Origin of the sequence: Deinococcus yavapaiensis KR-236 (genome assembly GCF_003217515.1) — a bacterium.
Taxonomy (GTDB): domain Bacteria; phylum Deinococcota; class Deinococci; order Deinococcales; family Deinococcaceae; genus Deinococcus_A; species Deinococcus_A yavapaiensis.
Genome location: NZ_QJSX01000010.1, coordinates 109697 through 136309 on the forward strand (window position 1 = coordinate 109697; position 26613 = coordinate 136309).

Consider the following 26613-nt stretch of genomic DNA (forward strand, 5'->3'; position numbering starts at 1 on the left):
AGACGACCGGCTCGGCCATGAGCGAAGGCGGCCGCGGGCGACGATCCGAGCGCGGAGCGCCCGATTCCTTCGGGCCGCTTTGTATCGACCGGGACGCGAGGCGGCGAGCTTACCGGGCCTCGCCTCGCGTCAGCCACAGGAAGGTGGTCAACGAGGCGTCGGGCGCTCGGTGCCGCGCGGCGGCTTCTTCGAGGTCACCTCGGCCTCCAGCAGCCATTCGGACCAGCGCTGAACGCTGCGGGGCGCGTCCGGCGACGTGAGGGCGCCCGCGGCGAGCGCGCGCAGGGCAGGATGAGGCAGCGAGAACGGCACCACGCGGCGCGTTCGTCCGCGCGCCGACTGCCACGCTTCGACGAGGTCTTCGAAGTCCAGCACCTCGGGGCCGACGAGCGTGTCGGGCCCGCCGTGCAGGACGTGTCGAGTCAGCGCGGCGGCGACCTCCGCCACCGCCACGGGCTGAAAACGCGCGCCCGCCGGAACGGGCAAGATCGGCAGGCGGTCGAGACGACGCAACGTTTGCGACACGAACTCGTGAAATTGAGACGCGCGAAAGGTCGAGGATCGCACGGGGGCGTTCGCCACGAGGCGCTCTCCCTGGGCTTTCGCGCGGTAGAAGGGAACGCTCGGCACGGCCGCCGCCCCGACGATGGAAACGTACACGAGCTGTTGGGCCTTAGCGTCGCGCGTGGCCGCGACGACGTTGCGAACCCCGGCGAGGTCTCGAGCGGGACGAGTCGGGTCGTGCGCGGCATGCACAACGACGTCCACGTCCTGCATGGCGACGGCGAGGCCCTCGCCCGTCACGACGTCGCCTCGAACCTGCTCGAACTCGCTCGCCCCTGGGGAGGCGCGCCGACTGAGGAGCCGGACGGTCGCGCCTTGCCTGGCCAATGCAATGGCGGTCGGACGTCCGAGTGTACCTGTACCTCCGATGATGAGGACTCTCATGGCTGCCCTCATCCGTAACACGGCACGTCAGGTCAGAAGTCCCTATGGCGAGTCGAACAGCGTCGTGGCGTACCGGACGAATCTGTCGGCCCGAGGAAATCAGGACCGCCGAGGGGCGAGGGACTGTTCGAGCGAGTTGTGGAACAGACGGTCCCACCCCGCGGCGTTCGGCGTGTCTCGGCTCTCCCCTCGTCCAAAGGCGGCCTCGGGAAGGACGGGCGAGGTTCGGAGGGTTTGCTCGTCGACGTCGAGCATGGGAAGGCCGTTGAACTTCCGCCGGTCGTTCACGAACGCCGCGACGTCGCTCGAGACGAACTTCATGAGGCTGTGCGTGCTGCCCGTTCGGTGCCGGGCGTGCACAACGCCACCGCGTCCTTCCATCGCGCGCCGCTGCGGTCGAACAGCGTCACCTCGGGCGCGAAGACCGACCCGCCCTGAACGTCGACGTCACGAGCACGTGTGCCGCGACCTCGCGGTCGGCGCAGCCGCCTTCCACCCGGGTGACGTCACCGCGACTCGGCACGGCGCGCGCTTCTCGCGGCAGCGCATTTTGCATGTCGACCTCTCCGGGGGCCCGCACGCTCGCTTCGTCGGTGCACACCTCGATTCCTCGAAGGTCGGGGGCGCCGAAATCCGCGCTCTCGCTGACGGAAGAGCGCGGCAGCAAAATCAGCGTGTCCGTCTTGAACGTCGTCGGCGAGCGTTGCGAAGCAACGGCGTCTCAGTCGAGGGGGTGTGCCTCTGCTTCTTGTTCTTTCGTCAGAAACGTTCGCGGTTCGGGCGTGTCGGAAGTTTGGTACGCGACGGGCATGTGCGGACTGTTGTGCCACCATCCGACGCGGCCGTCCTTGTCGAGGGCGACGCCGCCGCCATCACCGCCGACGCGGCGCGTCATCTCCTCGAGGGCGCCTCGAACGGCGGCGTTCGGGCCTCGCTCCTTCATGTCGTGCACGATGCGCGCCGCCGTCATCATCCGCGCGATGGATTCGCCTTCGCCGGTCAAGGCGACGCCGCCCACCGTGTCATCGGCGTAGAAGCCGCATCCGGGCAGCGGGGAATCGCCGACGCGTCCGGGCCGCTGACCCGTGAGACCTCCGGTGGAGGTGCCGGCGGCGACGTGTCCGTGCAAGTCGAGGGCGACGCATCCGACCGTGTCGTGATCCTCGACGGCTTCGCGTTGCGTGGACGTGATGAGGTCGACGGGATCGGTGAGTTCGACGCCGCGCTCGCGTGCGAACGCGTCGGCGCCGCGCGCGATCAGCAGGATGGCGCGTTCTCGCAGGACCTGCTTGGCGACGCTGACGGGATTACGCGCGCTCGTGAGGCCCGCGACGGCCCCGACGTCGAGCGTCGCGCCGTCCATGATGGCGGCGTCCATCTCCACGCGTCCCTCGGACGTCAAGGCGGAGCCGAAGCCCGCGTTGAAGGTGGGGTCGTCTTCGAGCACACGAATGGCGGACTCCACGGCTTCGACGGCCGTGCCGCCCGCCTCCAGCACGCGGCGTCCGGCGTTCAAGGCGGCCAGGCAGCCCGCGCGACTCGCCGAGGCCTTCTCGGCGGGCACCTCGTGCGCGCCGCCATGCACGATGATCGCCCAACGGGCGGACTCGTCAGGCATCGTGACCTCGGGACCACCATCTTCGAGGCGAGGTGCGCGTTCCGACGGCGGTTCGCGCGGGGCGTTCGAGGGTTCTACGGCGGGATGGGTTCATGACGAGTCACCTTTTCGGAGCGAGGAGGACCGCGCTTTTGGCGGGAAGGTGGTTTTGAGCGGTGCTCGACGTGCTCAGGAGCGGTTGCAGGTCGTCGAGCGGCACGCCGCGCACGTCCGTCCACGCGACGGGCGCGCCTGAGAAGTTCACGAGGAGCACGCGGCGATCTTCGGCGTGCGTCCGTTGCACCCACAGCACCTCGTCCGACGCGCCCGCTTCGAGAGCGTCTCGCGAGGCGTGGGCGAGGACGGGGTCGTCGCGCCGCAAGCGCAGCAGCGCGCGATACAGCGTCAACACGCGGGCGTGTTCGGAGCGTTCGAGTTCGCTCCAGTCCAGCTTGCTGTTCTCGAAGGTCGAGCGTGCTTGCGGGTCGGGCACGCGCGTCGCGGCGTCCGGGTCGTTGAACGCCTCGAAGGCGCCGAATTCCGCGAGTCGCCCTTGCGTCACGAGGCGCCCCAATTCCCCGGCGTGGTCCGAGAAGTACTGGAAGGGCGTGGCGGCCATCCATTCCTGGCCTTGGAACAGCAGCGGCGTCATCGGCAAGAAGAGCAGCAACGCGCTCGCCATGAGAAAGCCGTCCTCGCCCGCCGTCGCCTGAAGGCGGTCTCCCAAGGCGCGGTTGCCGATCTGGTCGTGATTTTGAATGCAGTACACGAAGCTCGACGCGGGCAGCGCGCGCGCGGACGCGCCGCGCGGACGCGGTTCGCCGAGCGGCCACGTTTGCCCTTCGTACAGCCATCCGCGTTCGATGCAGCGCGCCAAGTCGGAGACGACGGGTCGGTAGCACGCGAAGTACCCGTCGCGTTCCCCGGTGAGCAGCACCCGCACTTGATGGTGAAAGTCGTCCGCCCACGCGCCGTTCATCCCGAACGTCGTGACGAGGTCGGGAAGATTGCGGTCGTCCTCGCAGAACAAGACGGGCCGCGTGCCGAGCTCGTCGCCGACGGCGCGCACGTGCGCGGCGAGTTCCGAGAGGAAGTGCGGTGGGTGCTCGTCGTGAATCTCGTGCGTGGCGTCGAGGCGCAAGCCGTCGAAGCCGAAGGTGCGCAGCCAGTGCTCGGCGCTGTCGAGGGCGAGTCGGCGCATGAACGGATTGGAGTAGTTCAGGGCGTCGCCCCAAGGCGTCTTGTGCTCGGACGTGAAGTACTCGGGGCTGTAGGCGTACAGGTAGTTTCCGTCCGGTCCGAAGTGGTTGTAGACCACGTCGAGGATGACGCGCAAGCCGAGCGCGTGCGCCTCGTCGACGAAGGTGCGCAGGTCCTCGAGAGGTCCGTAGGGCGCGAACGGCGCGAAGTGCGCGACGCCGTCGTACCCCCAGCCGCGCTCGCCGGGAAAGCTGGAGAGCGGCATCAACTCGACGCAGGTCACGCCGAGCGCGCGAAGGTGAGGAAGTTTCTCGGTCGCGGCGCGGTAAGTGCCTTCGGGCGTGAAGGTCCCGACGTGCACCTCGTAGATCACGAGGTCGCCGGGACGCGACGGAGGCGCCGCGTGACGGAAGGCGGTCGTGGACGTCCACACGACGGCGGGACCGTGAACGCCGTCGGGAAGCCAGCGGGCGTACGGATCGGGGTAGGCTTGGCCGTCGAGTTCGAATTTGTAGCGCGCGCCGTCGCGAACGTCCTCGAAGGTGCCTTCGAAGACGCCGTTTCCGGCGAAGCGCAAGGGCCGAGGGTCGGAGCGTCCGTCGTCGTGGTAGAGGACGACGCGAGCTTCGCTCGCCGTGGTGGTCCACAGGCGGAAGGTGACGCCTTCGTCGGTGACGAAGGCGCCGAGGGGCGGAACGGCGCGGGTGGAGAGCGTGTCGGTCATCGTGACTTCCGTGAAGTGGGGTGACGGGGACGAGAGGACTCGTCCCCGTGAGGCAGTAAAGAACCCGCCGGAAGAAGGCGGGGCGTTGAGGCGCGTCGAGGCCGGCGCGATGAAGCGAGCGAAAAGGTGGATCGAATCGGCTGTGCGGTTGTCATGAGTTGAAGAATCGGTCGCCTCGACCGTCTCAGGGTACCGAGGCGTGCCTCGGCGAACATCAAGAATTGTTGAGGGGCCACATCGGCGACTTGAGCCGTGTCCTCGACGTCGGTGAGCGCGCCTTCAGGTCGAGCTCATCGCACGTGGACGTGACTCGTCGCTCGACCCTCACCCTTCGTGGCACCGAGGCGAGGAAGACGTTCGGGGAACGTTCAAGAAAGCCTGAGCGCCGCTTGGCAGCTCTCTTCGGTAGCATCGACCCGAGAGAGCCTCGGTGTCCGAGCGTCCGTCTCGGGGCGTGGCCGTTTCCTCGGGGCGCTCGTCGAACCTCACCATGGCAGACCAAGATCCGATCGTCCACGAGCGACTCGCCGCCCTTTCCGCGCGCGTGCAAACTCTGGAAGCGGAAGTCCAGACCGCGACGCGGCACGCGATGACGCTCTTCAGCGAGGCGCCCGCTCCGTACTTCCGCCTCGACCGACAAGGCCGCGTGACCGCCGTGAACGCCGCCGCGTGCGGTCTGCTCGGGCGAGCGGAGGACGCACTGGTCGGCAAGACGTTGACGCCGTTCATGACCTCGTCGTCGCGCACGACGTTCGAGCGCTTGTTGCGGCAGGTGTTCGAGGACGAATTGAAGCAGCGCGGCGAAGTGCAGTTGCTGCACGCGGACGGCGCTCCGTACGACGCGCTGCTCGACCTCGCCTTGGACCGCCGAGACGGCGGCGACCCGGGTTGCTTGCTGATCGCCACGGACATCACGGCGCACAAGCGAGCGCATCAAGACCTTCTGAGCGCGAACGCCGCGCAGGACGTCGCCCTCAGGGATCACGCTTTGAAGGTGCGCTTGCTGAGCCAAGAGCTCGAAGCGATCGTGACGGCGTTCATTCAGCAACTTCATCCGTCCGTCGCGCGCGCCATGAGCTACCTCGGCATCGTCGGGTCGTCGCTGGGCGACGAGGCGGAGTCGGCTCGCCGTCCCCTGTTGCACGTGGAGAGGGCCGTGCAGGAGATCCTCGCGCTCCTCGCGTCCATGGACCGCCACATGCAGATGCGGCGCATGCGCGTCCACGTGCGGCCCGTGGACCTCAACCGGGTGCTGGCGGAAGTTCTCAAGAACGCGCAACCCGTCATGGCGGACCGTGACGTCGAGGTCACGAGCGACGTCCTGCCGACGGTGCAGGGAGACAGCCGAGCGTTGTACCTCGTGCTCGACGAGTACGTCGCCAACGCCTTGAAGTACACCAAGGGACGAAGTGGCGCGCGTGTGCACGTTCGCGTGCACGAGACGGTCTCGGAGTACCAGATCGGCGTGCAGGACAACGGCGTCGGCTTCAACATGCGCTCGAAGGACAAGCTCTACCAGTTGTTCGGCCGGTTGCATCCGTCGAGCGAGTTCGAAGGAACGGGCGTCGGACTGGTGACGGTGCGGCGGGTGTGCGACCGCTTCGGCGGGCGGGTCTGGGCGGAAGGCGTTGCGAATCGTGGCGCGACCTTCTGGTTCGCGTGGCCGAAGAAGCCGACTTTGCACGACGTGTGACGGCGGTCCTCGAGCGACGCCACGTTTTTGGCGCGCGGCTGTAGACGTGAACGACGGCTCAAGCTCGACCGCGAGGAAGGCGAAGCCGCGAGCCGAGCGGCGCCGCTACACTCTCGCCATGTCGACGCTCGGAGCAGGAGGCGCGAAGTGAGCCTCACCGTGATCTCGAATCGAGGGCCTTACACGCCGGAACGCGATTCGGACGGAACGTTGCGCTGGAAGCCTCCGGCGGGCGGCCTCACGGCGGCCCTCACGCCCATCGTGGAACGCCAAGGAGGCCGTTGGGTGGCGTGGGCCGACGCCGAGCCCGACGTGAAGTCCGTGGACTTGCCGCAGGAGGAGGCGCGCTTCACGTTGGACCGCGTTTCGCTCAGCGACGAGGAAGTCGAGCGGTACTACACGGGCTTGTCCAACGGAGCGATCTGGCCGGTGTCGCACGGCTTGTCCAACCTCGTGACGCTCAGCGAAGCCGATTGGCGAGTGTACCGCCAAGTGAACGCCCGCTTCGCGGAGGCGACGTCGCTTCACGAGGACGCCACGGTGTGGGTGCAAGATTACCAGTTGGCGCTCGTGCCGAACTTGCTGCGGCGCGCGAGTTCGCGAGCGCGCGTCGGCTTCTTCTGGCACATTCCCTGGATGCCGTACAGCATGATGCGCGTGCTGCCGTGGCTGGACGAGGTGACGCGCGGTATCCTCGGCGCGGACCTCGTGGGCTTTCACACCGAGGAGTACGCGCACGACTTCGTTCGAGCGGCGCTCGCCCTTCCCGGCGTCACGCGGACGGAGGGCGGCGTGCGGTTCGAGGGGCGCGACGTTCGCGTGGAAGCCCATCCGATCAGCGTGGACGCGCGCGAAATCATGGCGCTCGCCGAGTCCGAGGAGGTTCGCGAGACGGCGCGGACGTTGCAGGGCACTCTGGGAGGCTCGCGCGTGCTGCTCGGCGTGGACCGCATGGATTACACGAAGGGCATTCCCGAGCGGCTCGAAGCGTTCGAAGTGCTGCTCGAACGCCGCGAGGACCTGCGCGGTGAAGTCACGCTCGTTCAGTTTGCCGTGCCGGGCCGCGAAGGTTTGGAGGAGTACCGCGCGCTTCGCGAGCGCGTCGAGCACCTCGTGGGCCGGATCAACGGTCGCTTCGGCACGAGCTTGTGGTCCCCGGTGCGTTTCGTCGCGCACGGCGCGAGCCTCTCGGAACTCGTCGCGCATTACCTCGTGACGGACGTGATGCTCGTCACGCCGCTTCGCGACGGGATGAACCTCGTGGCGAAAGAGTTCGCGTGCGCGTCGAAGCGGGGCGTGCTGCTGCTGTCGACCTTCGCGGGAGCGAGCGAGGAGTTGCAAGACGCCTTGCCGTGCCATCCGTACAGCCCCGATCACCTCGCCGACGCGCTCGAAGCGGCCCTGGCCTTGCCCGAGGAGGAGCGCGAGGCGCGCATGACGCGCCTGCGCGAGCACGTGCGGACGCACGACGTGCACGCTTGGGCGCAAGGCTTTCTGTCGCGCCTCGCCGAGATCACGTCGTGACGAGCGGCGTCGAAGCGTTGGCAGCCTTGGCGCGAAGGCCGCTCTTGATCGTCCTCGATTACGACGGCACCCTCGCGCCGATCGCGCCGACGCCCGAGGAGGCCGTGCCGGAAGCGGGCGCGCGAGAAGCGGTGGCGGCGCTTTTGGCGGGCGGGCGGCACTTGCTCCGCGTCCTGAGCGGCCGACCGAGCGCGCAGGTGCGGGCCTTTCTGGGATCGCCCGACTTGCCGATCGTGGGCTTGCACGGGCTGGAGTGGCCGGGCGAGGCGTTGCCGCGCGAACACACGCGCACCGTGGCGAAGCTCGCCGCCGCCGTCCCCGACTTCCCGGGGCGGCGCCTGGAGGACAAGGGTGTGACGCTCGCCGTGCATTACCGCGCGACGCCCGACGACCTCGCGGGCGACGTGCAAGCGCGGCTGGAACGTCTGCCCGTGCCCGAGGGGTGGACGCTGCTGCGCGGCAAGCGGGTGGTCGAATTTCGGCCGAGCGGCGCGAACAAGGGCACGGCCGTGATGCGCCTCGCGAGGGACGCTCCCGATCACCTGCCCGTGTACGTCGGCGACGACGTGACGGACGAGGAAGCGTTCGAGGTCTTGGCGGACGTGGGCGGCGTCACGATCAAGGTCGGCGAGGGCGAGACGCGCGCTCGGCACCGCGTGGCGAGTCCGAGTGACGTCGTGACGCTCCTGAGGACGTGGGCGAACGCGCCGAGCGAGGAGGGCGAGCATGGCTGACGAAGGCGCCGTGGACATTCGCTTGCTGGACGTGGACGTGGCGGGACGCGAAGGCGCGGCGAACGTCGTGCGCTTGCGGACCAGCCGAGGCAGCGTCGACACGCGTCTGCACCGACCGGCGAGCGGCCTCGGCGGCGCGGGCGTGCTGTGGGTGTTCGGCGCGGGCGGCGGCCTCGGCGGACCGGCGGGCGGATTGTACGCGCGACTCGCCGACGTCCTCGCGCCGCAGGGCGTGACGTCGCTGCGCGTGGATTACCGCCTCCCGAACCACCTCGTGGAGTGCACGTTGGACGTGCAGGTCGGCGCGGCGTACCTCGAAGCGCTCGGCGTGACGCGCCTCGTGCTCGTCGGACACTCGTTCGGCGGCGCGGTCGTCATCAACGCGGGCGCGAACTGCGACGCGGTGATCGGCGTGGTCGCCCTGAGCAGCCAGACGTACGGCGCGGACGCCGTCGGGAAGCTCAGCCCGCGGTCCCTGCTGCTGCTTCACGGAGAGGCGGACGAGATCTTGTCCGACGCCTGCTCGCGCTTCTTGTTCGAACGGGCGGGCGAGCCGAGGGAGCTGCGCCTCTACCCGGGTTGTCGGCACGGCCTCGACGAGTGTCGAGACGCCGTCGACCGCGATTTGCTGGCGTGGCTGCGACGCACGCTGAACGTCTCCCCTTCCCGCTGATCGAAGGCCGCGCACGAAGCGCCGCTCAAACGAGCCGCAGCACCCGTCCGAAGGGAAACTCGTGGTCGAGCTTGCCGCCCGGAGGTACGGCCCACAAGGTTTCGCCGGACGGCTCGGTCGGCGGGAACGTGCCGTGCCCGTCGGTGAGGTACACGCGAAGCGTCGCGCCGGTCGTCACGTCGAAGAACGGGCGGAAGTCCGTGCCGCCTCCGCCTCGAGGCGTCGGCAAGACGTCTTCCCGATCCGGGTCGTACGGACCGTGCAGCGTGACGTCCGCGTAATACAACTCGGCGCGCACGTGCGGATAGCTGCCGAGGATGCCGCACACCTCGCCGAGGAAGCGCGCGAGGTGCGCGGGCGTCACGCTGCCCGACGTGTCGACGCACAGCGCGACGCGCAAGTCGTGGCTCTCGAGGTCTTCGACGTACAAACCGCGGTGCACGTGACGCCGATCGAAGTCGCCGAAGTCGTCGCGGCTCGGCGTCAGGAAGCGCCACAAGGCGCTGGTCCAATCGACGCTCGGCTCGCTCGACGTCAAGGCGCGGGCGGCTCCGACGGACAGCTCGCCTTGCAGACGCGCCGTCACCGCCGCGTTTTGCAGCGCGCCGCGCCAGAAGGCTTGCAAGTCGGCCGCCTCGTCCACACTTGCTTCGTCCGCGCGGTCGAACAAGTCGCGCGCCTCGTCCGGAAGTCGAAGGCGACCGGGAGCGCTCGGCAGCAACTCGTACACTTCCTCGACGCTGAGGTGCTCCAAGTCTTCGCGCCGCACCGTTCCCTTCGGCAGTCGGTGGCCGTCGCGCACGACGATGCCGTTCACGATGACGTCCGCCGCGACGTTCCAGCGGGTCGGCTCACGTCCGGCAGAGCGGGGAACGTGGCGCAGCGCGGCGTGCAGCACCTCGTGCACGAGCACGCCCGTGAGTTCGTCGTCCGTGATCGTCTCGGCGAAGCGCGGATTGACGTAGACGCGCCGCCCGTCGGTGCAGGCCGTTGGGACGGCGCGGTCCGCGACGCGCTCGGCGGCGCTCGGCTCGGCGTGCAAGGCGAGCACGCCGAAGAAGGGATGGCGGGCGCGCAACAGGATGACGGCGCGTTGCAAGCGCGTTTCGAGCGCTCGGGTCACGACAAGACGTCCGCGTACCGATCCATGAGCGCTTCGAGTTCCGAGTCCGTGGTGAGGAGCGCCGCGAACGCCGCGAAGTGCCCTTCGGCGCGCAGGCGCGGCAGCAGAAGGCTGGCGGTGAGTTGCATCCACTCGGCGTGCGCCGCGCCGATCCACTTCAAGGCGTTGCCCGCTTCGTGCGGCGTGCGGGCGCGCAACGCGAGCGCCGTCGTGATGGCCCAGCGCTCGTCACTGCCGCGCGGAAAGGAAACGCCCGCGCGAGGACCTCGCGCGAGGATCGCCTCCGCGTCCGGCAAGCGGTCGTACACGCGCAAAAACCCCTCGAATTCACCGGCGGCGGCGTTTCCGACGGCGGGCGCGACGCCGAGGCCCGCCGCGTGCAACTGGCCCGCCATCTCCCAGGTGCGCGGACTCGGAAAGGCGAGGTCGGAGCCGTTCATGTCGTGCAGCAGAGCGGGGCGGTACCCCAGGAAGGCGACGACGTGTTCGTGCACGCCGCGCCGCGCCGCGTACGCGCGAAAGTCGCCGAGGTCTTCTTCGAGGTGCAGGTGAATCATGCGGTTCGCGACGGGCCGCGTCATGTCGAACACGGCCGCGCGGTCCTCCTTGCGGTTTCCGGCCGCCCAGATGAACACGCCTTGGGGCACCTCGTAGTCGCCGAGGCGGCGGTCTAGGATGAGTTGCTGCGCGATGCCCTGCATGACGGGCGGCGCCATGTTGAGCTCGTCGAGGAAGAGGATGCCGCGTTCTTCGCGCGGCAGGAACTGCGGCGGCAGCCACCGCGCGACGCCCCGCTCGAGGTCCGGAATGGGGAGGCCGCGCAAGTCGGTCGGCGCGAGTTGGCTGATGCGCGTGTCGAAGACCGGCAGGTCGTGCGCGCGTCCGACGTCGTGCACGATGGCGCTCTTGCCGATGCCGGGCTTGCCCCACAACATGACGGTGAGGTGCAGGCGCCGTTCGATGACGGTGTGAAGGGTTCGTTCGAGTTCACTGGGCTTCATGCGGCTCCTGCGGCGAAGGGAAATCGGGCCTCACGATACGGGAGGCGCCGCCGCGCGACCGGGCGCGCGTCACCATGCCGATCGAGCCCACGGGAGATCATGTCGGTCGTGCGTATTCGGCGCGAAGGCCAACGAATCATGATGAGGGCGGCGCATGCCGACGTCGAGGTGTCGCCGGACGACGTGCGCGACGCGGCGGCGGCCGTGGTGCGCGCCGTCCTCGGCGTCCGCTCGGAAGGCTCTCGGGCGCGGCGGCTGCACATCGGCGCCGGGGAGCACGGCAGCGTCGCGCGGCTCGACGGCGAGGAGCAGACGACGCCGGTCGACGTGGGCGTGGCCGTCGAGTGGCTTCGCGCGCTCGGAGACGCGCCGCTCGCGTGGGACCTCAGGGACGCGTTCGTGTCGTTGCGACTGTGCGGCGTGACCGTGTGGACGGCGGGATCGCGAACGGCGGCGACGTTCGGACTGGCGCTCTCGCTGCCACTGGAGCACGGCGGGGTGTTCTTCGGCGAGGAGGCGCCCTTCGAGGGCGCGTCGCCGACGGCGCTCGTTCCCGAAGGGCATCCGGACGAACCGACCGTGCATCTGCTGGCGTACACGAGGCGGCGGTACGGTCTTCAGCTTCAGGAAGTGGGCCGCGTGCCCGTTCGCGCCGCCGAATTTAGGGCGCTGCATCGGCAGTTGCTGGGCTTGCTGCGCGCCTTGACGCTGGAGCAGCCGCAAGCGGCGGGCGCCTTGCGCACCCTCGAAGCGCTCGGTCGGTGAAGCGCCCGGATTCACTCGCGAGGCGGGGCGCGCCGTCGGCGGGGTGGGGGGTGCTCCTCGTTCGGAGCTTTCCAAGACGGACTTGGCGCGGGCGTGGGCTGTGCGTCGGGCACTTGGAGCAGCAGGGGGCGCAGCAAGGCCCGCAGGGCCGAGTCGTTCGGAGCGTAGACGAGCAGGCCGGTGGAACTCGGCAGGACGCGAGCGCCTCGAAAGCGCCACTCTTGGCCGTCGTGTCGCGCGAAGGCGTCGAGGGCGCTGCGAACGTCGGCCGCGTCGCGTAGGGCGTGCACGAGGGGAAACGTGGCGAGCAAGGTCGCCTGAGCCTTCCAAGGCGCGCCCGCCGGAAACTCACGGTGCAACAGCGAGAAGTGCGGGTCGTCTCGCCACGACAGGTGCGCGGCGCTCACGTCGGCGGGTTTGGCGCGCCGAACGCTCGCGATCACGGCGTCGTCTCCTTCGAGCAGTGCCCGCGCGACCACGGTGTTCTCCACGCCGAACCCCGCATGGTACGTCACTCGCCACGGCCGTCCGGCGAGACGGCCCGACACCACGAACACGGGGCGGCCTTCGAGGGCCGCGTGCAGCAACGCTTGCAAGGAAGACAGCAATTCCAAGTGCATACCCGCTCCTCGCTACGAGGCGTCCTCGCGCCGCACTTCGGCGAGGCGGACGGCTCGCCCGACATGCACGCGGCGGCCACGATCCATGACCACGTTTCGCCTGTCGAGGAGAATACGTTCCGCGGTGAGACGGAGGAAGCCGATCGAGAGACTGGGCGGGAGCGCCTTGCCCGCGCCGACGAAAGCAATGTTCTCCCCCGCCGGCACGTCGAGCGTCCGCGGCGCAGAGCGACGTTGAAACGCGTCGGTCAGGGCGCCGTCCCGTTCAGTCGGCGCGGAGACTTCAGGCGTGAGGACGCTCGTCGTGCGCGAGAAGCGAGGACACGAGATCATGGGTTCATCCTGCGGAGCGACGCGCCGCCATGATGAGCCCGCGCGTCGCTCCGCCCCACCGATTCTTGAGCGTGCGCGGCACCCGCCCGACTTCTCCTCCGAGTCTGAAGACGCCTTGCAGGGAGTCGAGGGGCGTTCACAGCGGCGCGGGAAACTGTAGGCACACGAGGAGGACCGCCATGACGCTCGAAGGAGACTTCCATCCCGAGCCGGACACGACCGCCGACCGCGTCTTCGATCCGGCCGCCCGCGACTTCTACGTGCGAACGCTTCAGGAGTTGCGGCGCGCCGAGGTTCCGTTCCTGCTCGGCGGCGCGTACGCGCTCGCTCGATACACGGGCATCGAACGGCACACGAAGGACCTCGACGTGTTCGTGCGACCCGAGGACGCTCGGCGAACGCTCGACGCCTTGGCGCGCGCGGGCTACGAAACCGACCTCACCTTTCCGCACTGGCTCGGCAAGGCGCACCGCGGCCGGGAATTCATCGACGTGATCTTCTCGGGCAGCAACGGCGTGGGACGCGTGGACGACGCTTGGTTCGAGCATGCCGTGCACGACGAGGTGTTCGGCGAGTCCGTCTCGCTGTGCCCCGCCGAAGAGATGATTTGGCACAAAGCCTACGTGCAGGAACGCGAGCGTTTCGACGGCGCGGACGTCGCGCACCTGCTGCGCGCACGCGCCGACCGCCTCGACTGGGACCGCCTCGTCTCTCGCTTCGGACCCCACCGGCGGGTGTTGCTCGCTCACCTCGTGCTGTTCGGCTTCATCTACCCCGGCGAGCGACACCGGGTTCCCGAGGCGTTGCTCGCCCGTCTGCTCGACGAGGTGCGGGCGGAGGCGGTCGAACGAATCGAAAGCGACGAGTGCGGCGGTCCCATTTTGTCGCGCGCGCAGTACTTGAGCGATCTCGAAGACGGCGCGTTGCGCGACGCGCGCGTCACGGGCGGGTACATGACGCCAAGCGACGTCGCGCAGTGGACGGCCGCCATCGACCGCGAGGATTGAAGCTCGCCTCGCTCTCATTCACTCTCGGAGGACCTTTATGCCAAGAGACACCGTCCGAATCGCCGCCGTGAGCGACGTGCACTGCACCACGTCGTCGCGGGGCGCGTTGCAACCGCTGTTCGCGCACATCGCCGAGCACGCCGACGTGCTGCTGCTGCCCGGCGACCTCACGGACTACGGCACGCCTGACGAAGCGCGCGTGCTGCTCGACGAGCTCGCCGGAATCCGCTTGCCGACGCTCGCCGTGCTCGGCAACCATGACTTCGAAAGCGGGCGGCAAGACGAAGTGCGGGCCGTGCTGAGCGAAGGAGGCGTCAAGGTGCTCGACGGCGACGCCTACGAAGTGCACGGCATCGGGTTCGTGGGCGTCAAGGGCTTCGCCGGAGGCTTCGGCGGGGCGGCGCTGGGCGCGTGGGGCGAGCGAACCGTCAAGGCGTTCGTGCAAGAAGCGCTCGACGAAGCTCGGAAGTTGGAGGCCGCCCTCGATCGGCTGCACGTGTCGCAGAAGGTGGCGATGCTTCACTACGCGCCCGTTTCCGAGACCGTGGAAGGCGAGCCGATCGAGATCTTCGCGTTCTTGGGTTCGAGTCGGCTCGAAGAGCCGCTCGAACGTCATCCGGTCGCGGCGGTGGTGCACGGGCACGCGCACGCGGGAAGTCCGCAAGGGCGAACGCGCGGGGGCGTCCCGGTGTTCAACGTGGCGCTTCCCTTGATGCGCCGCGTGCATCCCGACGCGCCTTACCGCGTGATCGAGCTTCGGCCCGACGGGTCGAGCGCCGAGCGTTGAAGCTCGGCGCTCTTTAGGCGAACGGTTGCTCTCGGCCGTACCACGCGAACGGGGCGGTCGGGGCGCGCTCGCCTTCGGTCGCGCGACGGACGCGGCGCAGTTCGATTCGGGCGCGGTCGAGCAGGACTTGAAGCTCGTCGGGCTTCGCCGCGCCGCGCGTCAAGTCCTGCAGGAACGCCGCGAAGGCCGTGTCGATGTCTTGAACGCGCTTCACGACGTCCTCCAAGAGGCTCGAGTCGAGATCGGAGCGCTCGAGCGCTTCCTTCCAAGTCGCCCGCAAGGTGCCGAACAATTCTTCGATCGCTGCTTCGACGTTGTGCATATGCACGATGGTAGTCGCGCTTCTCGCTTCGAACGTTCGCTCGCCCTTCACCAAAAGTGAAGCCTTCGGACGCGCCGCGCCGCCGTTGGCGTGGGCTCGGCCGACGATCGAACTTGGAAGTGTCGCCGTCACGACCAACCCGAGCGTCCCGATCTTCGAAGCGCGTGGTCGGCGCGGGTGGAGCCGCCCAGGGAAGAAGTCCGAATCGAGGCGCCGCTCGACGAGTGCGAGCACGAACGCGTGATTCGCTCAGGACGTGGGCCGAGGGCGCGAACGTACGGCTTGCTCGGCCGCGCGGCGCACGCGCGCCAAGAGGGAGCGTTCGCGGGAGAGAAAGCGGGAGGTGGGAAGTTGCACCCCGATCGCCGCGACGACGTCCCCGTCGTGCACGAGCGGCACCCCGAGCGCGCAGTAACCGGAGATCCACTCCTCGACGGCGTGGGCGAAGCCTTGCTGCCGCACGCGGGCGAGCTCACCTTGCCATTCGTCGAGGGTGGTGATGGTGCTCGGCGTGAACTTCACGAACGTCGGAGGAGGCAGATCGGCGTGCGCGTAGAGGATCTTGCCGGCGATCGTCGCGTTGGCCGGCAGCACGAAGTCGGTCTGCAAGGCGTCGGGTGGAGCGTCGGGGTCGCCGAGGGCGCGGTTGATGCACACCACGCGGGCATCTTCGAGGACGCACAGGAAACCGAGCGAGTTCGTGGCGAGGGCGAGATCGGCGAGCGCGGTTCTCGCGGGCGTGAACCACGGAAGGCTGGCCGTGAGCTCGGCGCCGAGTTCCGCCAAGTTCCAGCTCAGGCGGTAGCGGCCCTTGGAAGTGCGGCGCAGGAACCCGGCGGCGGCGAGGCTCGAGAGGTAAGCGTGCGTGGTGGCGCGCGCCAAACTTAGGTGAGCGGCGAGGTCGCGAACGCCCCACTCGGGCGCCTTGGCAGTGAACGACCTCAGGATCGACGCGGCCTTTTCGAGCGAGCGGACTTCCACCCTTCGAGTCTAGCGTCCAGCATGGCTGGACGCTCTGCTTGAGGGCGCGCGCCGCACGAACGACACTGAAGGCATGACGACCTCCCCGATCGTGCGAGCGCCGCGCGGCGCGACGCGCACCGCCAAAGGCTGGATTCAGGAAGCGGCGAAGCGCATGTTGATGAACAACCTCGACCCCGAGGTCGCCGAGCATCCCGAGCAGCTCGTCGTGTACGGCGGGCGCGGCAAGGCGGCGCGTGACTGGCCGAGCTTTCACCGCATCGTCGAGACCCTCGACCGACTCGAGAACGACCAGACGTTGCTGGTGCAGTCGGGCAAGCCCGTGGCGGTCGTGGGAACGCACGACCTCGCGCCGCGCGTGCTCATCGCGAACTCCAACCTCGTGCCGAACTGGGCGACGTGGGAGACGTTCGACCGACTGGAGAAGGCGGGCCTCATGATGTACGGGCAGATGACGGCCGGCTCGTGGATCTACATCGGCACGCAGGGCATCTTGCAAGGCACGTACGAGACGTTCGCCGCCGCGGGACGCAAGCACTTCGGCGGCAGCTTGAAAGGCACCCTGACGGTCACGGCGGGGCTCGGCGGCATGGGCGGCGCCCAGCCGCTCGCCGTGAAGCTTGCCGGCGGCGTGAGCATCAACGTGGAAATCGACCCGACGCGCATCCAAAAGCGTCTCTCGACGCGGTACGTCGACACGGTGGCCGCCAACCTCGACGAGGCGCTTCGCCTCGCCAGGGAGGCCAAGCGCGAGGGGCGCGCCCTAAGCATCGCGCTTCTCGGAAACGCGGCGGACGTCTTGCCGGAACTCGTGCGGCGCGGCGTGACGCCCGACCTCGTGACGGACCAGACGAGCGCGCACGATCCCCTGTACGGTTACGTGCCGTCGGGACGCGACGACGAGGACCTCGCGGCCTTACGGCGTCAAGATCCCGACGAGTACTTGGCGCGGGCCCAAGAGTCGATCGCGCGGCACGTCTCGGCGATCACGGAATTGCAGCGACGAGGCGCCGTGGCGTTCGATTACGGCAACAACTTGCGCGAGCAAGCGAGGCTCGCGGGCGTGACGGACGCTTTCTCGTACCCGGGGTTCGTGCCCGCGTTCATCCGCGATTCCTTTTGCGAGGGCCGCGGTCCGTTCCGCTGGGTGGCGCTCAGCGGCGACGAGGCGGATATTCGCGCGACGGACGAGGCGCTACTGAAGCTTTTCGCGCACGACGAGCGCTTGCAGTCGTGGCTGACGTACGCCGCGTCTCAAATCGCCTTCCAGGGCCTTCCGGCGCGGATTTGCTGGCTGGGCTACCGCGAGCGCGACCTCGCGGGACGGCTGTTCAACGAGATGGTGGCGGACGGACGCCTCAAGGCGCCCGTCGTGATCGGCCGCGACCATCTCGACGCCGGCTCGGTCGCCAGTCCGTACCGCGAAACGGAAGCGATGCTCGACGGTTCGGACGCCGTGTCGGACTGGCCGCTGTTGAACTTCGGCGTGGGCATCGCGTCGGGAGCGGGCTGGATGAGCTTTCACCATGGTGGCGGCGTCGGCATGGGCTACAGCCAGCACTCCGGTTTGGTCGCGGTGGCCGACGGGAGCGAGGAGGCGGCGTTCCGACTGTCGCGCTGCCTCACGAACGATCCCGCCATGGGCGTCGTGCGGCACGCCGACGCGGGATACGACCTCGCCGTGGACGTCGCGAAGCAGCGCGGGCTGGACTTGCCGAGCCTCGGCGTGAAGGACCGCGCGTGACGCACCCTCCGTACGGCGGCGTCGCGACCTTCGCGCGCGCGCCGCTCGTGGAGCCGAGCGGCGCGTGGCGAGCGGACGTCGGCGTGCTCGGCGTGCCCTTCGACCTCGCCTTGGGCTTCCGGCCCGGCGCCCGCTTCGCGCCGAGAGCGATTCGCGAGGCGAGCTTGCGGTACGCGCCGACGGGCGAGGGCTTCTACGACTTGACGACCGACTCGTTTCGCCTCGCGGGCGCGACGTTCGCCGACGCCGGGGACGTCGTCATGCCGACGTTGAGAGACGACCTCGTTCGCGAGCGAACGACCGACGCGGCGCGGCAAGTGCGGGCGAGGTGCCGCGTGCCGGTGTTCCTCGGCGGGGATCACAGCGTCTCGTTTCCGCTGCTGCGGGCGTTCGACGACGTCGAGGAGTTGCACGTCGTGCAGCTCGACGCGCACCTCGACTTCACGCACGAGCGCGGCGACTCGACGTTCAGCAACTCCAGCCCGTTTCGCCGAGCGGCGGAAAGCATGCCGAACCTCTCGCACATCTCGACGCTCGGACTGCGCGGCTTGCGCTTCGATCCGGAAGCGGTGCGCGCCGCGAAGGCGAGGGGACACGCCCTCGTGACGATGACGAGCGTGCGAGAACGCTTCGAGGACGTCTTGGCGAGCTTGCCGACCGGGAAGCTCGTGTACGTCAGCGTGGACGTCGACGCCTTCGATCCGGCCGTCCTGCCCGGCACGAGCAGCCCCGAACCGGACGGATTCACGTACGACGTCGCCATGAAGGTGCTGCGTCACGTCGCGCGGTCGAACCGCGTCGTGGGACTCGACGTCGTGGAGCTCGCTCCGAACCTCGACCCGTCGGGTCGCAGCGAGCTTCTCGCGGCGCGGCTCGTCGTCGAGACGTTGTGCGAGGTGCTGGCGTGAGCTCGCTGTTCACGAACATCTCCGAGGTCGTCACGCCGACGCTCGGCGCGAAGCGCGGGCGGGCCATGCGCGACCTCACGGTGACGCGAGACGCGGCGATGCTCGTGGAAGGTGGCCGCGTCGTTTGGATCGGCGCGAGGAAGGACGCGCCGATCGGGCACGCGGAGCGCGACCTTGGCGGCGTGGCGGTCGTCCCGGGCCTCGTCGATCCGCACACGCACCTCGTTTGGGCCGGCAACCGCCTCGCCGACTTCGAAGCGAGAACGTCCGGCGTCACGTACGAGGAGATCTTGAGGCGCGGCGGCGGCATTCGCTCGACGGCGGCGGCGACGCGGGCGGCGAGCGAGGAGGCGCTCGTGGCCAGTTCGCGGCCTCGCCTGACCGCCCTCGCGGCGTCGGGCGCGACGACGATCGAAATCAAGAGCGGGTACGCCCTCGACGTGGACGGCGAGTTGAAGATGCTGCGCGCCATTGGCGCGTTGCGCGATTCGTCTCGCGTCACGGTCACGCCGACGCTGCTGCTGCACGTGCCGCAAGGCGACCGCTCGGCGTACTTGCGCGACGTGTGCGAACCGCTCGTCGAGATCGCCGCGCGCGAAGGACTCGCCGAGGCCGTGGACGTCTTTTGCGAGCGCGAAGCGTTCACCGTCGAGGAGACGGCTCGGCTGTTCGACGCGGCCCGCCGAGCGGGCTTGCGGGTGAAGTTGCACGCGGACCAGTTTCACGCGATCGGCGGCACGAAGCTCGCGTGCGACGCTCGCGCGTCCAGCGTCGATCACCTCGAGGCGAGCGGGAGCGCGGAAATTCGACTTCTCGCCGAGAGTTCCACGGTCGCGACGATTCTGCCGGGCGTGAGCTTGCACCTCGGCTTGCCGTCCGCGCCCGGACGGGCCCTCGTCGACGCGGGCGCCGTCGTCGCCGTGGGCACGGACGCCAACCCCGGAAGCTCTCCGCTGCTGAGCGCGCCGCTCGCGCTCGCGCTCGCGGTGCGCCTGAACGGATTGACGCCGAGCGAAGCGCTCACGGCGGGAACCGTGAACGCCGCCGCGGCGCTGGACTTGCACGACCGAGGCGCCCTCGCGCCAGGATGCAAGGCGGACTTTCTCGCCTTGCGCTCCGACGATTGGCGAGACCTCGTGTACATCCTCGGCGCGTCCCCGGTGAGGGACGTGTTCGTGAACGGCGAAGTATTGGAGGCTGACGTATGATCCTCGACCAGCACTTGTCCCTCGGCGACTTCGAGCGCGTCGTGCGCGGCGGCGAACAAGTCACCCTCTCTCCCGCCGCCCGCGGGCGCATTCGCGCGTCGCGAGCCGTCGTCGACCGCATCGTGGAAGGTGACCGCAGCGTGTACGGCGTCAACACGGGCTTCGGAAAGCTCGCGACGACGCGCGTGAGCACCGAACGCCTCCAAGAATTGCAGCGCAACCTCATCGTGTCGCACGCGATCGGCGTCGGCGCGCCCCTGCCGAGGGAAGTGGTTCGCGGCATGCTGCTGCTGCGCGCGCAGTCGCTCGCGCTCGGCGCGTCGGGCGTGCGCGAGGACGTCGTGGAGCGTCTGCTGACTCTGCTCAACGAGAACGCCCTTCCCGTCGTGCCCGCGCAAGGATCGGTGGGCGCGAGCGGGGATCTCGCTCCGCTCGCGCACGTCGCCCTCGCCCTCATCGGCGAAGGCGAGATGACGTTCGGCGGCGAGACGCGAAACGCGGCGAGCGTCCTGAGCGACCTTCGCCTCGAACCGCTCGTGCTGCGCGCCAAGGAAGGGCTCGCGCTCATCAACGGTACGCAGCTGATGGGCAGCTTGTTGGCGTTGAGCGTGCTGGACGCCAAGCGTCTCTTGGCCGTCGCCAACGTCGCGGCCGCCACCACGGTCGAGGCGATGCGGGGCAGTCACACGCCCTTTCGCGACGACCTCGTGCGGCTGCGGCCGCATCCCGGCGCCCTCGCGGTCGCCGCGGAGATGCGCGAGCTTTTGCGCGATTCGCAAATCGCGCCTTCGCACGCCGATTGCGGACGCGTGCAAGACGCGTACAGCTTGCGCGCCGTTCCGCAAGTGCACGGCGCGACCTTCGACGTCGTCGAGCAGACGGCGCGCGTCCTCGCAATCGAGTTCGGCTCCGTCACGGACAACCCGCTCGTCTTGCCGTCGGGCGAGGTGTTGAGCGGCGGGAACTTTCACGGGCAGCCTCTCGCCCTCGCGGCGGACGCCCTCACGGTCGCCGTGGCCGAGCTCGCGTCCATCTCCGAGCGGCGCGTCGAGCAGCTTCTCAATCCGTCCTTGTCGGGACTTCCGGCCTTCTTGGCGCGCGAGCCCGGCGTGAGCAGCGGCTTGATGATCGCGCAGTACACGGCGGCGGCCCTCGTGAGCGAGAACAAGGTGTTGTCGCATCCGGCGAGCGTCGACTCCATCCCGACGAGCGCGAACCAGGAAGATCACGTCTCGATGGGCGCGCACGCCGCGAGGAAATTGCGTGACGTCTTGGAGAACACCTTCACGGTTCTCGCGATCGAGTTGCTGTGCGGCGCGGCGGCCCTCGACTTCCAGCCGCTCGCGCCCGGCCGGGGTGTGGAAGCGGCGCGGCGTCGTTTGCGTGAAGTCAGCGCGCCGTTCGACGCGGATCGGTACTTCAAGCCCGACCTCGACCGTGTACGCGCATTGGCGTACGGAGGGGCGCTTCTCGACGCCTCGGAGGTCGTCTCCTTGTAGATTGGCGTCATGCACCTGACCTGTGTGAACGTCGCCCAACCCCGAGAACACGAAATCAGCGGCAAGCCCGCGGTGACGGGCATCTTCAAGGTGCCGCAGGTCGGGTCGGTGTTCGTCGGCACGCTCGGCCTCGCGGGAGACTTCGTGGGCGACACGAAGCACCACGGCGGACCCGATCAAGCCGTGTACGTGTACTCGACCGCCGATTACGACGTGTGGTCCGAGCGGCTCGGCGAAGCGCTGGCGCCCGGGACGTTCGGCGAGAACCTCACCTTCACGACCTTCGGCGAAGGCGAGGTTCGCATCGGGGATCGCTACAAGATCGGGGACGTCGTGCTGGAAGTGACGTGTCCGCGCATTCCATGCGACACGCTCGCGGCGCGCATGAACGACCTCGCCTTCGTGAAGAAGTTCCGCGAGGTGGGCCGCCCCGGTTTCTACGCCCGTGTGCTGAGCGAAGGCCGCGTCGAGGCGGGCATGCCGATCGAGAAGGCTCATTCGACCGACTTCCCGACGATCGGCGAGGCGTTCGAGTTGTGGTTTCAAAAAGCGCCCGACTTGTCCGAGGTGCGCCGCATGTTGAGCGCCCCGATCGCCGAGCGGGGCCGCAAGGACTGGGAAGAGTACCTCGCGCAGAAAGCCTGAGGAGCCTTCGCTCACGGTGAGCCTTCACCGCGCGTGCTAGCGTAGCAAGCATGTTCGAGGCCCTCGGAAACAAACTGCAAGACATCCTGGAGAACTTGCGCAAGTCCAGCAAGCTCACGGAGAGTCAAGTCAAGGAGGCCATGCGAGAAATTCGCAAGGCCCTCTTGGAGGCGGACGTGAACTTCGGCGTCGCGAAGGACTTCGCGGCGCGCGTGTCGGAAAAAGCTGTCGGGCAAGACGTCTTGTCGAGCCTCAACGCGGGACAGCAAGTCGTGAAGATCGTGCACGACGAGCTCATCGAGACGCTCGGCGGCAAGGCCATGCAGCCCAACCTCAAAAACGAGGGCAACGTGTGGTTCCTCGTCGGGTTGCAAGGCGCGGGCAAGACGACGAGCGCGGGCAAGCTCGCCAACCTCTACAAAAGCAAGGGGCGGCGCGTGCTGCTCGTCGCCGCCGACACGCAACGTCCGGCGGCGCGCGAGCAGTTGCGCACGCTCGGCCAGCAAGTCGGCGTGCCCGTGCTGGAAGTCGCCGACAACGAGCCGCCCCAGGAAACCAGGCGGCGCGTCGACGAGTTCTTGCAGCGCGACTACCGCGACCTCGTCATCGTGGACACGGCGGGCCGTCTGCAAATCGACTTGCCGCTGATGGATCAACTCGCCGCCCTGCAAGACGCGATGCAGCCGACGGAATCGATGCTCGTCGTGGACGCCATGACGGGTCAGGAAGCCTTGAACGTCGCCAAGACCTTCGACGAGCGCGTGAATCTCAGCGGCCTCGTCATGACGAAGATGGACGGTGACGCGCGCGGCGGCGCCGCCCTCTCGGCGCGCTTCGTGACGGGCAAGCCGATCTACTTCGCGGGCGTGTCCGAGAAGCTCGCGGGGCTCGAGCCGTTCTATCCCGACCGCGTGGCGGGCCGCATCCTCGGGATGGGCGACGTCTTGAGCCTCATCGAGCGCGCCCAGCAAGCCGACATCGAAGCGACCATGCCGAAGAAGCCCGGCGAGTTCGACCTCGAAGATCTCCTGAATCAACTGCGTCAAATTCGCAAGATGGGCCCGTTGGGCGACCTTATCAAGATGATTCCGGGAATGAGCAAGATGCTGCCGGCGGAATTCAACGTCGACGAGAAGCAAATTCAAAAAATCGACGCGATGATCTCGTCCATGACGATGAAAGAGCGGCGCGATCCGAAGATCATCAACGGTTCGCGGCGCAAGCGCATCGCCAAAGGCGCGGGCGTGCAAGTCGCGGACATCAACCGTCTCCTGAAGATGCACGAGCAGATGAAGGACATGATGAAGATGCTGCAGAAGATGGGCATGGGCGGCAAAGGCGGCAAGATGCCGAAGATGCCGCCGATGGGTCCGAGCATGCGCCCGCCCAAGGCGTGACGCTCAAGGCAAGCGGGGCGACCGAAGGGTCGCCCCGCTTGCCGTTGCTCACGGTCGGCTGGTAAGGTCACTCATGCGAACCATTCCGCTCGGAACCAGCGATTTGAACGTTCCCGTCGTCGCCGTGGGCTGCATGCGCCTCAACTCCCTGGACGCCGACGAGGCGAAGCGGTTCGTGCATGCCTCGCTCGACCAAGGCGCGAACTTCTTCGATCACGCCGACATTTACGGTGGGGGACGCTGCGAGGAGATCTTCGCGGACGCCATCGACATGAGCCCGAGCGTGCGCGAATCGGTCATCTTGCAGTCGAAGTGCGGCATTCGAAAAGGCATGTTCGACTTTTCCAAGGAGCACATCCTCACGTCCGTGGACGGCATCCTCAAGCGCCTTCGCACCGATTACCTCGACGTGCTGCTGTTGCACCGTCCCGACGCGCTCGTCGAACCCGAAGAGGTCGCCGAGGCGTTCGACGAACTCGAACGCGCGGGCAAGGTGCGTCACTTCGGCGTGTCCAATCAAAACCCACGGCAAATCGAGCTTCTGAAGAAGTTCGTGCGCCAACCGCTCGTCGCGAACCAGCTTCAACTCAGCATCACGAACGCCACCATGATCACGCGCGGGTTCAACGTGAACATGGAGAACGACGCGGCGCTCGACCGTGACGGCGGCATTCTCGATTACTGCCGCCTGCACGACATCACCGTCCAACCTTGGTCGCCCTTTCAGTTCGGTTTCTTCGAAGGCGTGTTTCTCGGCAGCGACAAGTTCCCCGAGCTCAACGCGAAGATCGACGAGGTCGCCGCGGCGCACGGCGTCACGAATACCACCATCGCCATCGCTTGGCTGCTGCGCCACCCGGCGCGTATGCAGCCTGTGACGGGCACGACGAACGTCGAGCGTCTGCGCTACTGCTGCAAGGCGAGCGAGGTGCACCTTTCGCGCGAGGAGTGGTACGGGATTCTACGCGCCGCAGGAAACGTCTTGCCGTGAGCAGGCATCGTCGTTGCGAACGAGCAGTTCACGCGGACAGATGAGCGACGCGGCGCGCACCGGCCCGCCGCGTCGCGTCACGAGGTGGGCGAACACGCGCCGTTGCTCGTCGGAGGTGTTCACGAAAAACGTCAGCGCGTACTGCGCTTCGTGTCCCGCCGCCTCGTGATCGTCGAGCACGGCGTGCGCGTGGGCGACGACCTCGGCGACCGTGTCGAACTCCGCCTCGCCCCGGTCGATCAGCACGTACGGTCGGCCCGGCCCCTTCGTTCGACGCCACACGCGGAAGGTCACGGCGAAGCGCGATACGGCTCGGTCCGTCGGCAAGTTCACACGCGCGATGAACGTCGGAATGGCGGACTGTTCGAATTCGGTGAGCGTCAGGATCGACGCCGGATGCAGTGCGAGCTTCATCGTCCCTCCCTGCCCGTCGGCCTCATGTTCTCAGTGTGCGTCAAGATGAACGCCTCGGGAAGCGCAATTGCCGAGCATCGTACGACACGCGACAGTCGGTACCGCGAACGTCTCGCCGAATTTGTCATGGTGTTGTTAGAGACCGACCCATAGCATATGGCGTGCTGACGAACGTTGCGGAGCAAAAGCGAGCGATTTCCGAGCTGATCGAGGTCGCGCAGTTCGAGGTCGCGGCTTGCCCGCACGTCGACGAAGATACACGCGCCGAGTTGCTGTTGTGCTTGGACGACGTGCGAGGCGAACTCACGAAGTCCACGAGCGTGCGGTACGCCCTTTGCCTCAAGGCCGTGGTCGAACTCGTCCTCGACGATCTGGGACTCGATGACGTGGAGACTCGAGTGTCGAACGATTCGGGACCGATCGTGTGAAGGCGCGAAGACGAACCGCTTGAAGGTCCGACTCGCCGCGCCGAGCGTTGAGCGTTAGGCGAAGCCCCGTTCGATCGCCGATCGAGTTGCGCCGTCACGCTCAGCTTCGAGAAGATGGACCGAACGTGGCCGCTGACGGTGTGGGCGCTCGGGCCGAGGGACGCCGCGATCTACCCGTGCGTCAGGCCACGCACGAGCAGGCTCACCCCCTCCTGTTCTCACGGCGTGAAGTGCGCGCCCGAGGTGCCGAGGCGACTGGAACCCGTTTCCTCGGCGCGGGCGCGCCTCCTCCCGCGCTCCAGCCGCTCGCCCACTCGCGTCCACGGGTTCGAGGGCGTCCAACTCCAATCCTTGCGAGGGAAGCGCCAGCGGACCGAGCGTGAACTTGTGCTCGCTCGACAACCGCAGGGGCGCGCGACTCGTCGCCAGCAAGCCGTCGACGAACTCGGCGGCGGCGTCCAGCAAGTGCTCGAGGTTGTCGAGCACGAGCAGGGCGGACCGCCGAGGAATTCCGCGAGCCGTTTGAGGTCTCCGGCGACTCCATCGAAGCTCAGCGTGCGCGCCACTTCCGAGACGATGAGCCACGACTCTTGCAAAGCGATGCGCGCCTCGGCGTCCTGAAGGCGCCGAGGCACAGATGTCGGGCGGCGACGCTCCCCGGACCCCCTTCATTCGTGGGGGGGGTCAGCTCGACATCGAGGCGGTGCCACCACACGTTCGTGGCATGCGAAGAGCCTCCCATAGCAACTAACCTGGGCGCATCGAAGGAACGCGGTCCATCGGCGACCGACGTTTCACCGAAAGGAGATCGATGAAGCACCTTGCCCTTCGCGTTTCCCTGACTCTCGCCGCCGCGAGCGCGCTCGCGGCGCCCGCCTCGGCCGCCGCTCCCGCCGGAATGATCGGCGCGTGGATGTACAGCGCCACGAGCGGCACGACCTACGTGGACTCCGCGACAGGCTCCTCCGGCGCTCCGAGCGGCGTCGGCCTGTTCTACAAGTTCAACGCGGACGGCACGTACGCCTACGCGTACCGAGAAGCGGTCACGACCTACAACTGCACCACGATCTTCCTCGTGTACAAGGAAGGCCGATTCGACGTCGCCGGGGCGAAGCTCGTCTTGCATCCCGCCCAGGGTCGAGCGACGTACACGGCGAGTTGCAGCCCCAGCCTCGACAGCGACCGGTTTTTACGGCCCGACGAACTCGCGGACGACGTGTACACCTGGAAGCTCAAGGCGAATCCCGACGGAGCGGGCCGCCTGTTGAACCTCACGACGCCCGCGGGCGCCACGGGCGACTTGCGCCCGATGTGAACGTCCTCGAAGCGGACCGTGGCGCCTGTGCG

General features: G+C 68.1%; 26 protein-coding genes. 17 read left to right on the forward strand and 9 right to left on the reverse strand.

Translation table 11 applies throughout. The annotated features are described in order from the left end of the window. Positions 1–147: 147 nt before the first annotated feature. Positions 148–948 carry an SDR family oxidoreductase gene (locus tag DES52_RS13395; RefSeq protein WP_170131052.1) on the reverse strand — a complete coding sequence of 267 codons (801 nt, stop codon included), beginning with the start codon at positions 946–948 and terminating at the stop codon, positions 148–150. Positions 949–1182: 234 nt separating this feature from the next. Here DES52_RS13395 and DES52_RS22585 point away from each other — a divergent pair, with 234 nt between their 5' ends. Further along, a complete protein-coding gene (locus DES52_RS22585) occupies positions 1183–1386 on the forward strand; it encodes a hypothetical protein (RefSeq protein ID WP_146237290.1) in 204 nt (67 codons plus the stop codon). A 283-nt stretch (positions 1387–1669) separates the two neighbouring features. Here DES52_RS22585 and DES52_RS13410 read toward each other — a convergent pair whose 3' ends face one another. Both DES52_RS13410 and treZ read right to left on the reverse strand, forming a co-directional pair. After that, entirely contained in the window at positions 1670–2566 is an 897-nt protein-coding gene (locus tag DES52_RS13410; protein WP_110887325.1) for an isoaspartyl peptidase/L-asparaginase family protein, read from the reverse strand. Between the two features lie 100 nt (positions 2567–2666). Then, a complete protein-coding gene (gene treZ / locus DES52_RS13415) occupies positions 2667–4469 on the reverse strand; it encodes a malto-oligosyltrehalose trehalohydrolase (protein WP_110887326.1) in 1803 nt (600 codons plus the stop codon). Positions 4470–4959: 490 nt separating this feature from the next. Between treZ and DES52_RS13420 the strand changes: the two genes are divergently transcribed. From DES52_RS13420 to DES52_RS13435, 4 genes are all read left to right on the forward strand, one after another. Beyond that, positions 4960–6162, forward strand: coding sequence for a sensor histidine kinase (locus DES52_RS13420; protein ID WP_170131053.1), 1203 nt, complete (start codon positions 4960–4962; stop codon positions 6160–6162). A gap of 147 nt (positions 6163–6309) precedes the next feature. Continuing rightward, positions 6310–7686 (forward strand): alpha,alpha-trehalose-phosphate synthase (UDP-forming), encoded by a 1377-nt coding sequence (locus DES52_RS13425; protein ID WP_110887327.1) that lies wholly within the window; start codon positions 6310–6312, stop codon positions 7684–7686. Further along, on the forward strand, positions 7683–8420 hold the full coding sequence (otsB, locus tag DES52_RS13430; RefSeq protein ID WP_110887328.1) for a trehalose-phosphatase: 738 nt from the start codon (positions 7683–7685) through the stop codon (positions 8418–8420). The genes DES52_RS13425 and otsB overlap by 4 nt, the downstream gene beginning before the upstream one ends. Then, a complete protein-coding gene (locus tag DES52_RS13435; protein WP_110887329.1) occupies positions 8413–9093 on the forward strand; it encodes an alpha/beta hydrolase in 681 nt (226 codons plus the stop codon). The genes otsB and DES52_RS13435 overlap by 8 nt, the downstream gene beginning before the upstream one ends. A gap of 25 nt (positions 9094–9118) precedes the next feature. Here DES52_RS13435 and DES52_RS13440 read toward each other — a convergent pair whose 3' ends face one another. Both DES52_RS13440 and DES52_RS13445 read right to left on the reverse strand, forming a co-directional pair. Beyond that, entirely contained in the window at positions 9119–10216 is a 1098-nt protein-coding gene (locus tag DES52_RS13440) for a vWA domain-containing protein (protein WP_110887330.1), read from the reverse strand. Further along, on the reverse strand, positions 10213–11217 hold the full coding sequence (locus DES52_RS13445) for an ATP-binding protein (RefSeq protein ID WP_110887331.1): 1005 nt from the start codon (positions 11215–11217) through the stop codon (positions 10213–10215). The genes DES52_RS13440 and DES52_RS13445 overlap by 4 nt, the downstream gene beginning before the upstream one ends. Before the next feature lie 99 nt (positions 11218–11316). Here DES52_RS13445 and DES52_RS13450 point away from each other — a divergent pair, with 99 nt between their 5' ends. Further along, on the forward strand, positions 11317–11982 hold the full coding sequence (locus DES52_RS13450; protein ID WP_110887332.1) for a hypothetical protein: 666 nt from the start codon (positions 11317–11319) through the stop codon (positions 11980–11982). Between the two features lie 11 nt (positions 11983–11993). On the opposite strand, the gene DES52_RS13455 is transcribed toward DES52_RS13450, so the two are convergent. Next, the gene (locus DES52_RS13455) at positions 11994–12602 is read right to left on the reverse strand and encodes a hypothetical protein (protein ID WP_110887333.1); all 609 of its coding nucleotides are present in this window, start codon (positions 12600–12602) and stop codon (positions 11994–11996) included. A gap of 512 nt (positions 12603–13114) precedes the next feature. Here DES52_RS13455 and DES52_RS13465 point away from each other — a divergent pair. Together DES52_RS13465 and DES52_RS13470 are read left to right on the forward strand one after the other, a co-directional pair. Next, positions 13115–13942, forward strand: coding sequence for a nucleotidyltransferase family protein (locus tag DES52_RS13465; RefSeq protein ID WP_110887335.1), 828 nt, complete (start codon positions 13115–13117; stop codon positions 13940–13942). A gap of 37 nt (positions 13943–13979) precedes the next feature. Beyond that, complete coding sequence (locus tag DES52_RS13470) at positions 13980–14729, forward strand: metallophosphoesterase family protein (protein WP_110887336.1); 750 nt, start codon at positions 13980–13982, stop codon at positions 14727–14729. Between the two features lie 13 nt (positions 14730–14742). Here the strand turns inward: DES52_RS13470 and DES52_RS22590 are convergent, their stop codons facing one another. Together DES52_RS22590 and DES52_RS13480 are read right to left on the reverse strand one after the other, a co-directional pair. Continuing rightward, positions 14743–15051: a hypothetical protein gene (locus tag DES52_RS22590; RefSeq protein ID WP_146237291.1), complete on the reverse strand. Its 309-nt coding sequence runs from the start codon at positions 15049–15051 to the stop codon at positions 14743–14745. A 249-nt stretch (positions 15052–15300) separates the two neighbouring features. Further along, positions 15301–16032 (reverse strand): IclR family transcriptional regulator, encoded by a 732-nt coding sequence (locus DES52_RS13480; RefSeq protein ID WP_110887338.1) that lies wholly within the window; start codon positions 16030–16032, stop codon positions 15301–15303. Between the two features lie 73 nt (positions 16033–16105). On the opposite strand from DES52_RS13480, the gene hutU reads away from it, so the two are divergent. From hutU to DES52_RS13515, 7 genes are all read left to right on the forward strand, one after another. After that, positions 16106–17776 carry a urocanate hydratase gene (gene hutU / locus DES52_RS13485; RefSeq protein ID WP_110887339.1) on the forward strand — a complete coding sequence of 557 codons (1671 nt, stop codon included), beginning with the start codon at positions 16106–16108 and terminating at the stop codon, positions 17774–17776. Further along, positions 17773–18684 (forward strand): arginase family protein, encoded by a 912-nt coding sequence (locus DES52_RS13490; RefSeq protein ID WP_110887340.1) that lies wholly within the window; start codon positions 17773–17775, stop codon positions 18682–18684. Before hutU ends, DES52_RS13490 begins: the two co-directional genes overlap by 4 nt. After that, positions 18681–19892 (forward strand): imidazolonepropionase, encoded by a 1212-nt coding sequence (gene hutI / locus DES52_RS13495; protein WP_110887341.1) that lies wholly within the window; start codon positions 18681–18683, stop codon positions 19890–19892. The genes DES52_RS13490 and hutI overlap by 4 nt, the downstream gene beginning before the upstream one ends. Beyond that, positions 19889–21391, forward strand: coding sequence for a histidine ammonia-lyase (gene hutH, locus DES52_RS13500; RefSeq protein ID WP_110887342.1), 1503 nt, complete (start codon positions 19889–19891; stop codon positions 21389–21391). Before hutI ends, hutH begins: the two co-directional genes overlap by 4 nt. 9 nt (positions 21392–21400) lie before the next feature. Then, complete coding sequence (locus DES52_RS13505) at positions 21401–22036, forward strand: MOSC domain-containing protein (protein WP_110887343.1); 636 nt, start codon at positions 21401–21403, stop codon at positions 22034–22036. A 50-nt stretch (positions 22037–22086) separates the two neighbouring features. Beyond that, positions 22087–23433, forward strand: coding sequence for a signal recognition particle protein (gene ffh / locus DES52_RS13510; protein WP_110887344.1), 1347 nt, complete (start codon positions 22087–22089; stop codon positions 23431–23433). Between the two features lie 73 nt (positions 23434–23506). Then, complete coding sequence (locus DES52_RS13515; RefSeq protein ID WP_110887345.1) at positions 23507–24424, forward strand: aldo/keto reductase; 918 nt, start codon at positions 23507–23509, stop codon at positions 24422–24424. Here the strand turns inward: DES52_RS13515 and DES52_RS13520 are convergent. Then, entirely contained in the window at positions 24395–24838 is a 444-nt protein-coding gene (locus DES52_RS13520; RefSeq protein WP_110887346.1) for a hypothetical protein, read from the reverse strand. The genes DES52_RS13515 and DES52_RS13520 overlap by 30 nt on opposite strands. Positions 24839–24999: 161 nt before the next feature. Here DES52_RS13520 and DES52_RS13525 point away from each other — a divergent pair, with 161 nt between their 5' ends. After that, entirely contained in the window at positions 25000–25266 is a 267-nt protein-coding gene (locus DES52_RS13525; RefSeq protein ID WP_110887347.1) for a hypothetical protein, read from the forward strand. 811 nt (positions 25267–26077) lie between these two features. Beyond that, positions 26078–26581: a hypothetical protein gene (locus DES52_RS13535; RefSeq protein ID WP_110887349.1), complete on the forward strand. Its 504-nt coding sequence runs from the start codon at positions 26078–26080 to the stop codon at positions 26579–26581. The last annotated feature ends 32 nt before the right edge of the window (positions 26582–26613 follow it).

Excerpts from the sequence above, each read along its gene's own strand:
- DES52_RS13395 (WP_170131052.1), bottom strand. The coding sequence starts at position 948 with ATGAGAGTCCTCATCATCGGAGGTACAGGTACACTCGGACGTCCGACC.
- treZ (WP_110887326.1), bottom strand. The coding sequence starts at position 4,469 with ATGACCGACACGCTCTCCACCCGCGCCGTTCCGCCCCTCGGCGCCTTC.
- DES52_RS13515 (WP_110887345.1), top strand. The coding sequence starts at position 23,507 with ATGCGAACCATTCCGCTCGGAACCAGCGATTTGAACGTTCCCGTCGTC.
- DES52_RS13410 (WP_110887325.1), bottom strand. The coding sequence starts at position 2,566 with ATGCCTGACGAGTCCGCCCGTTGGGCGATCATCGTGCATGGCGGCGCG.
- DES52_RS13420 (WP_170131053.1), top strand. The coding sequence starts at position 4,960 with ATGGCAGACCAAGATCCGATCGTCCACGAGCGACTCGCCGCCCTTTCC.
- DES52_RS13470 (WP_110887336.1), top strand. The coding sequence starts at position 13,980 with ATGCCAAGAGACACCGTCCGAATCGCCGCCGTGAGCGACGTGCACTGC.
- DES52_RS13505 (WP_110887343.1), top strand. The coding sequence starts at position 21,401 with ATGCACCTGACCTGTGTGAACGTCGCCCAACCCCGAGAACACGAAATC.
- DES52_RS13455 (WP_110887333.1), bottom strand. The coding sequence starts at position 12,602 with ATGCACTTGGAATTGCTGTCTTCCTTGCAAGCGTTGCTGCACGCGGCC.
- DES52_RS22590 (WP_146237291.1), bottom strand. The coding sequence starts at position 15,051 with ATGCACAACGTCGAAGCAGCGATCGAAGAATTGTTCGGCACCTTGCGG.
- DES52_RS13435 (WP_110887329.1), top strand. The coding sequence starts at position 8,413 with ATGGCTGACGAAGGCGCCGTGGACATTCGCTTGCTGGACGTGGACGTG.
- ffh (WP_110887344.1), top strand. The coding sequence starts at position 22,087 with ATGTTCGAGGCCCTCGGAAACAAACTGCAAGACATCCTGGAGAACTTG.
- DES52_RS13520 (WP_110887346.1), bottom strand. The coding sequence starts at position 24,838 with ATGAAGCTCGCACTGCATCCGGCGTCGATCCTGACGCTCACCGAATTC.
- DES52_RS13465 (WP_110887335.1), top strand. The coding sequence starts at position 13,115 with ATGACGCTCGAAGGAGACTTCCATCCCGAGCCGGACACGACCGCCGAC.
- DES52_RS13450 (WP_110887332.1), top strand. The coding sequence starts at position 11,317 with ATGTCGGTCGTGCGTATTCGGCGCGAAGGCCAACGAATCATGATGAGG.
- hutH (WP_110887342.1), top strand. The coding sequence starts at position 19,889 with ATGATCCTCGACCAGCACTTGTCCCTCGGCGACTTCGAGCGCGTCGTG.
- DES52_RS13445 (WP_110887331.1), bottom strand. The coding sequence starts at position 11,217 with ATGAAGCCCAGTGAACTCGAACGAACCCTTCACACCGTCATCGAACGG.
- hutU (WP_110887339.1), top strand. The coding sequence starts at position 16,106 with ATGACGACCTCCCCGATCGTGCGAGCGCCGCGCGGCGCGACGCGCACC.
- DES52_RS13535 (WP_110887349.1), top strand. The coding sequence starts at position 26,078 with ATGAAGCACCTTGCCCTTCGCGTTTCCCTGACTCTCGCCGCCGCGAGC.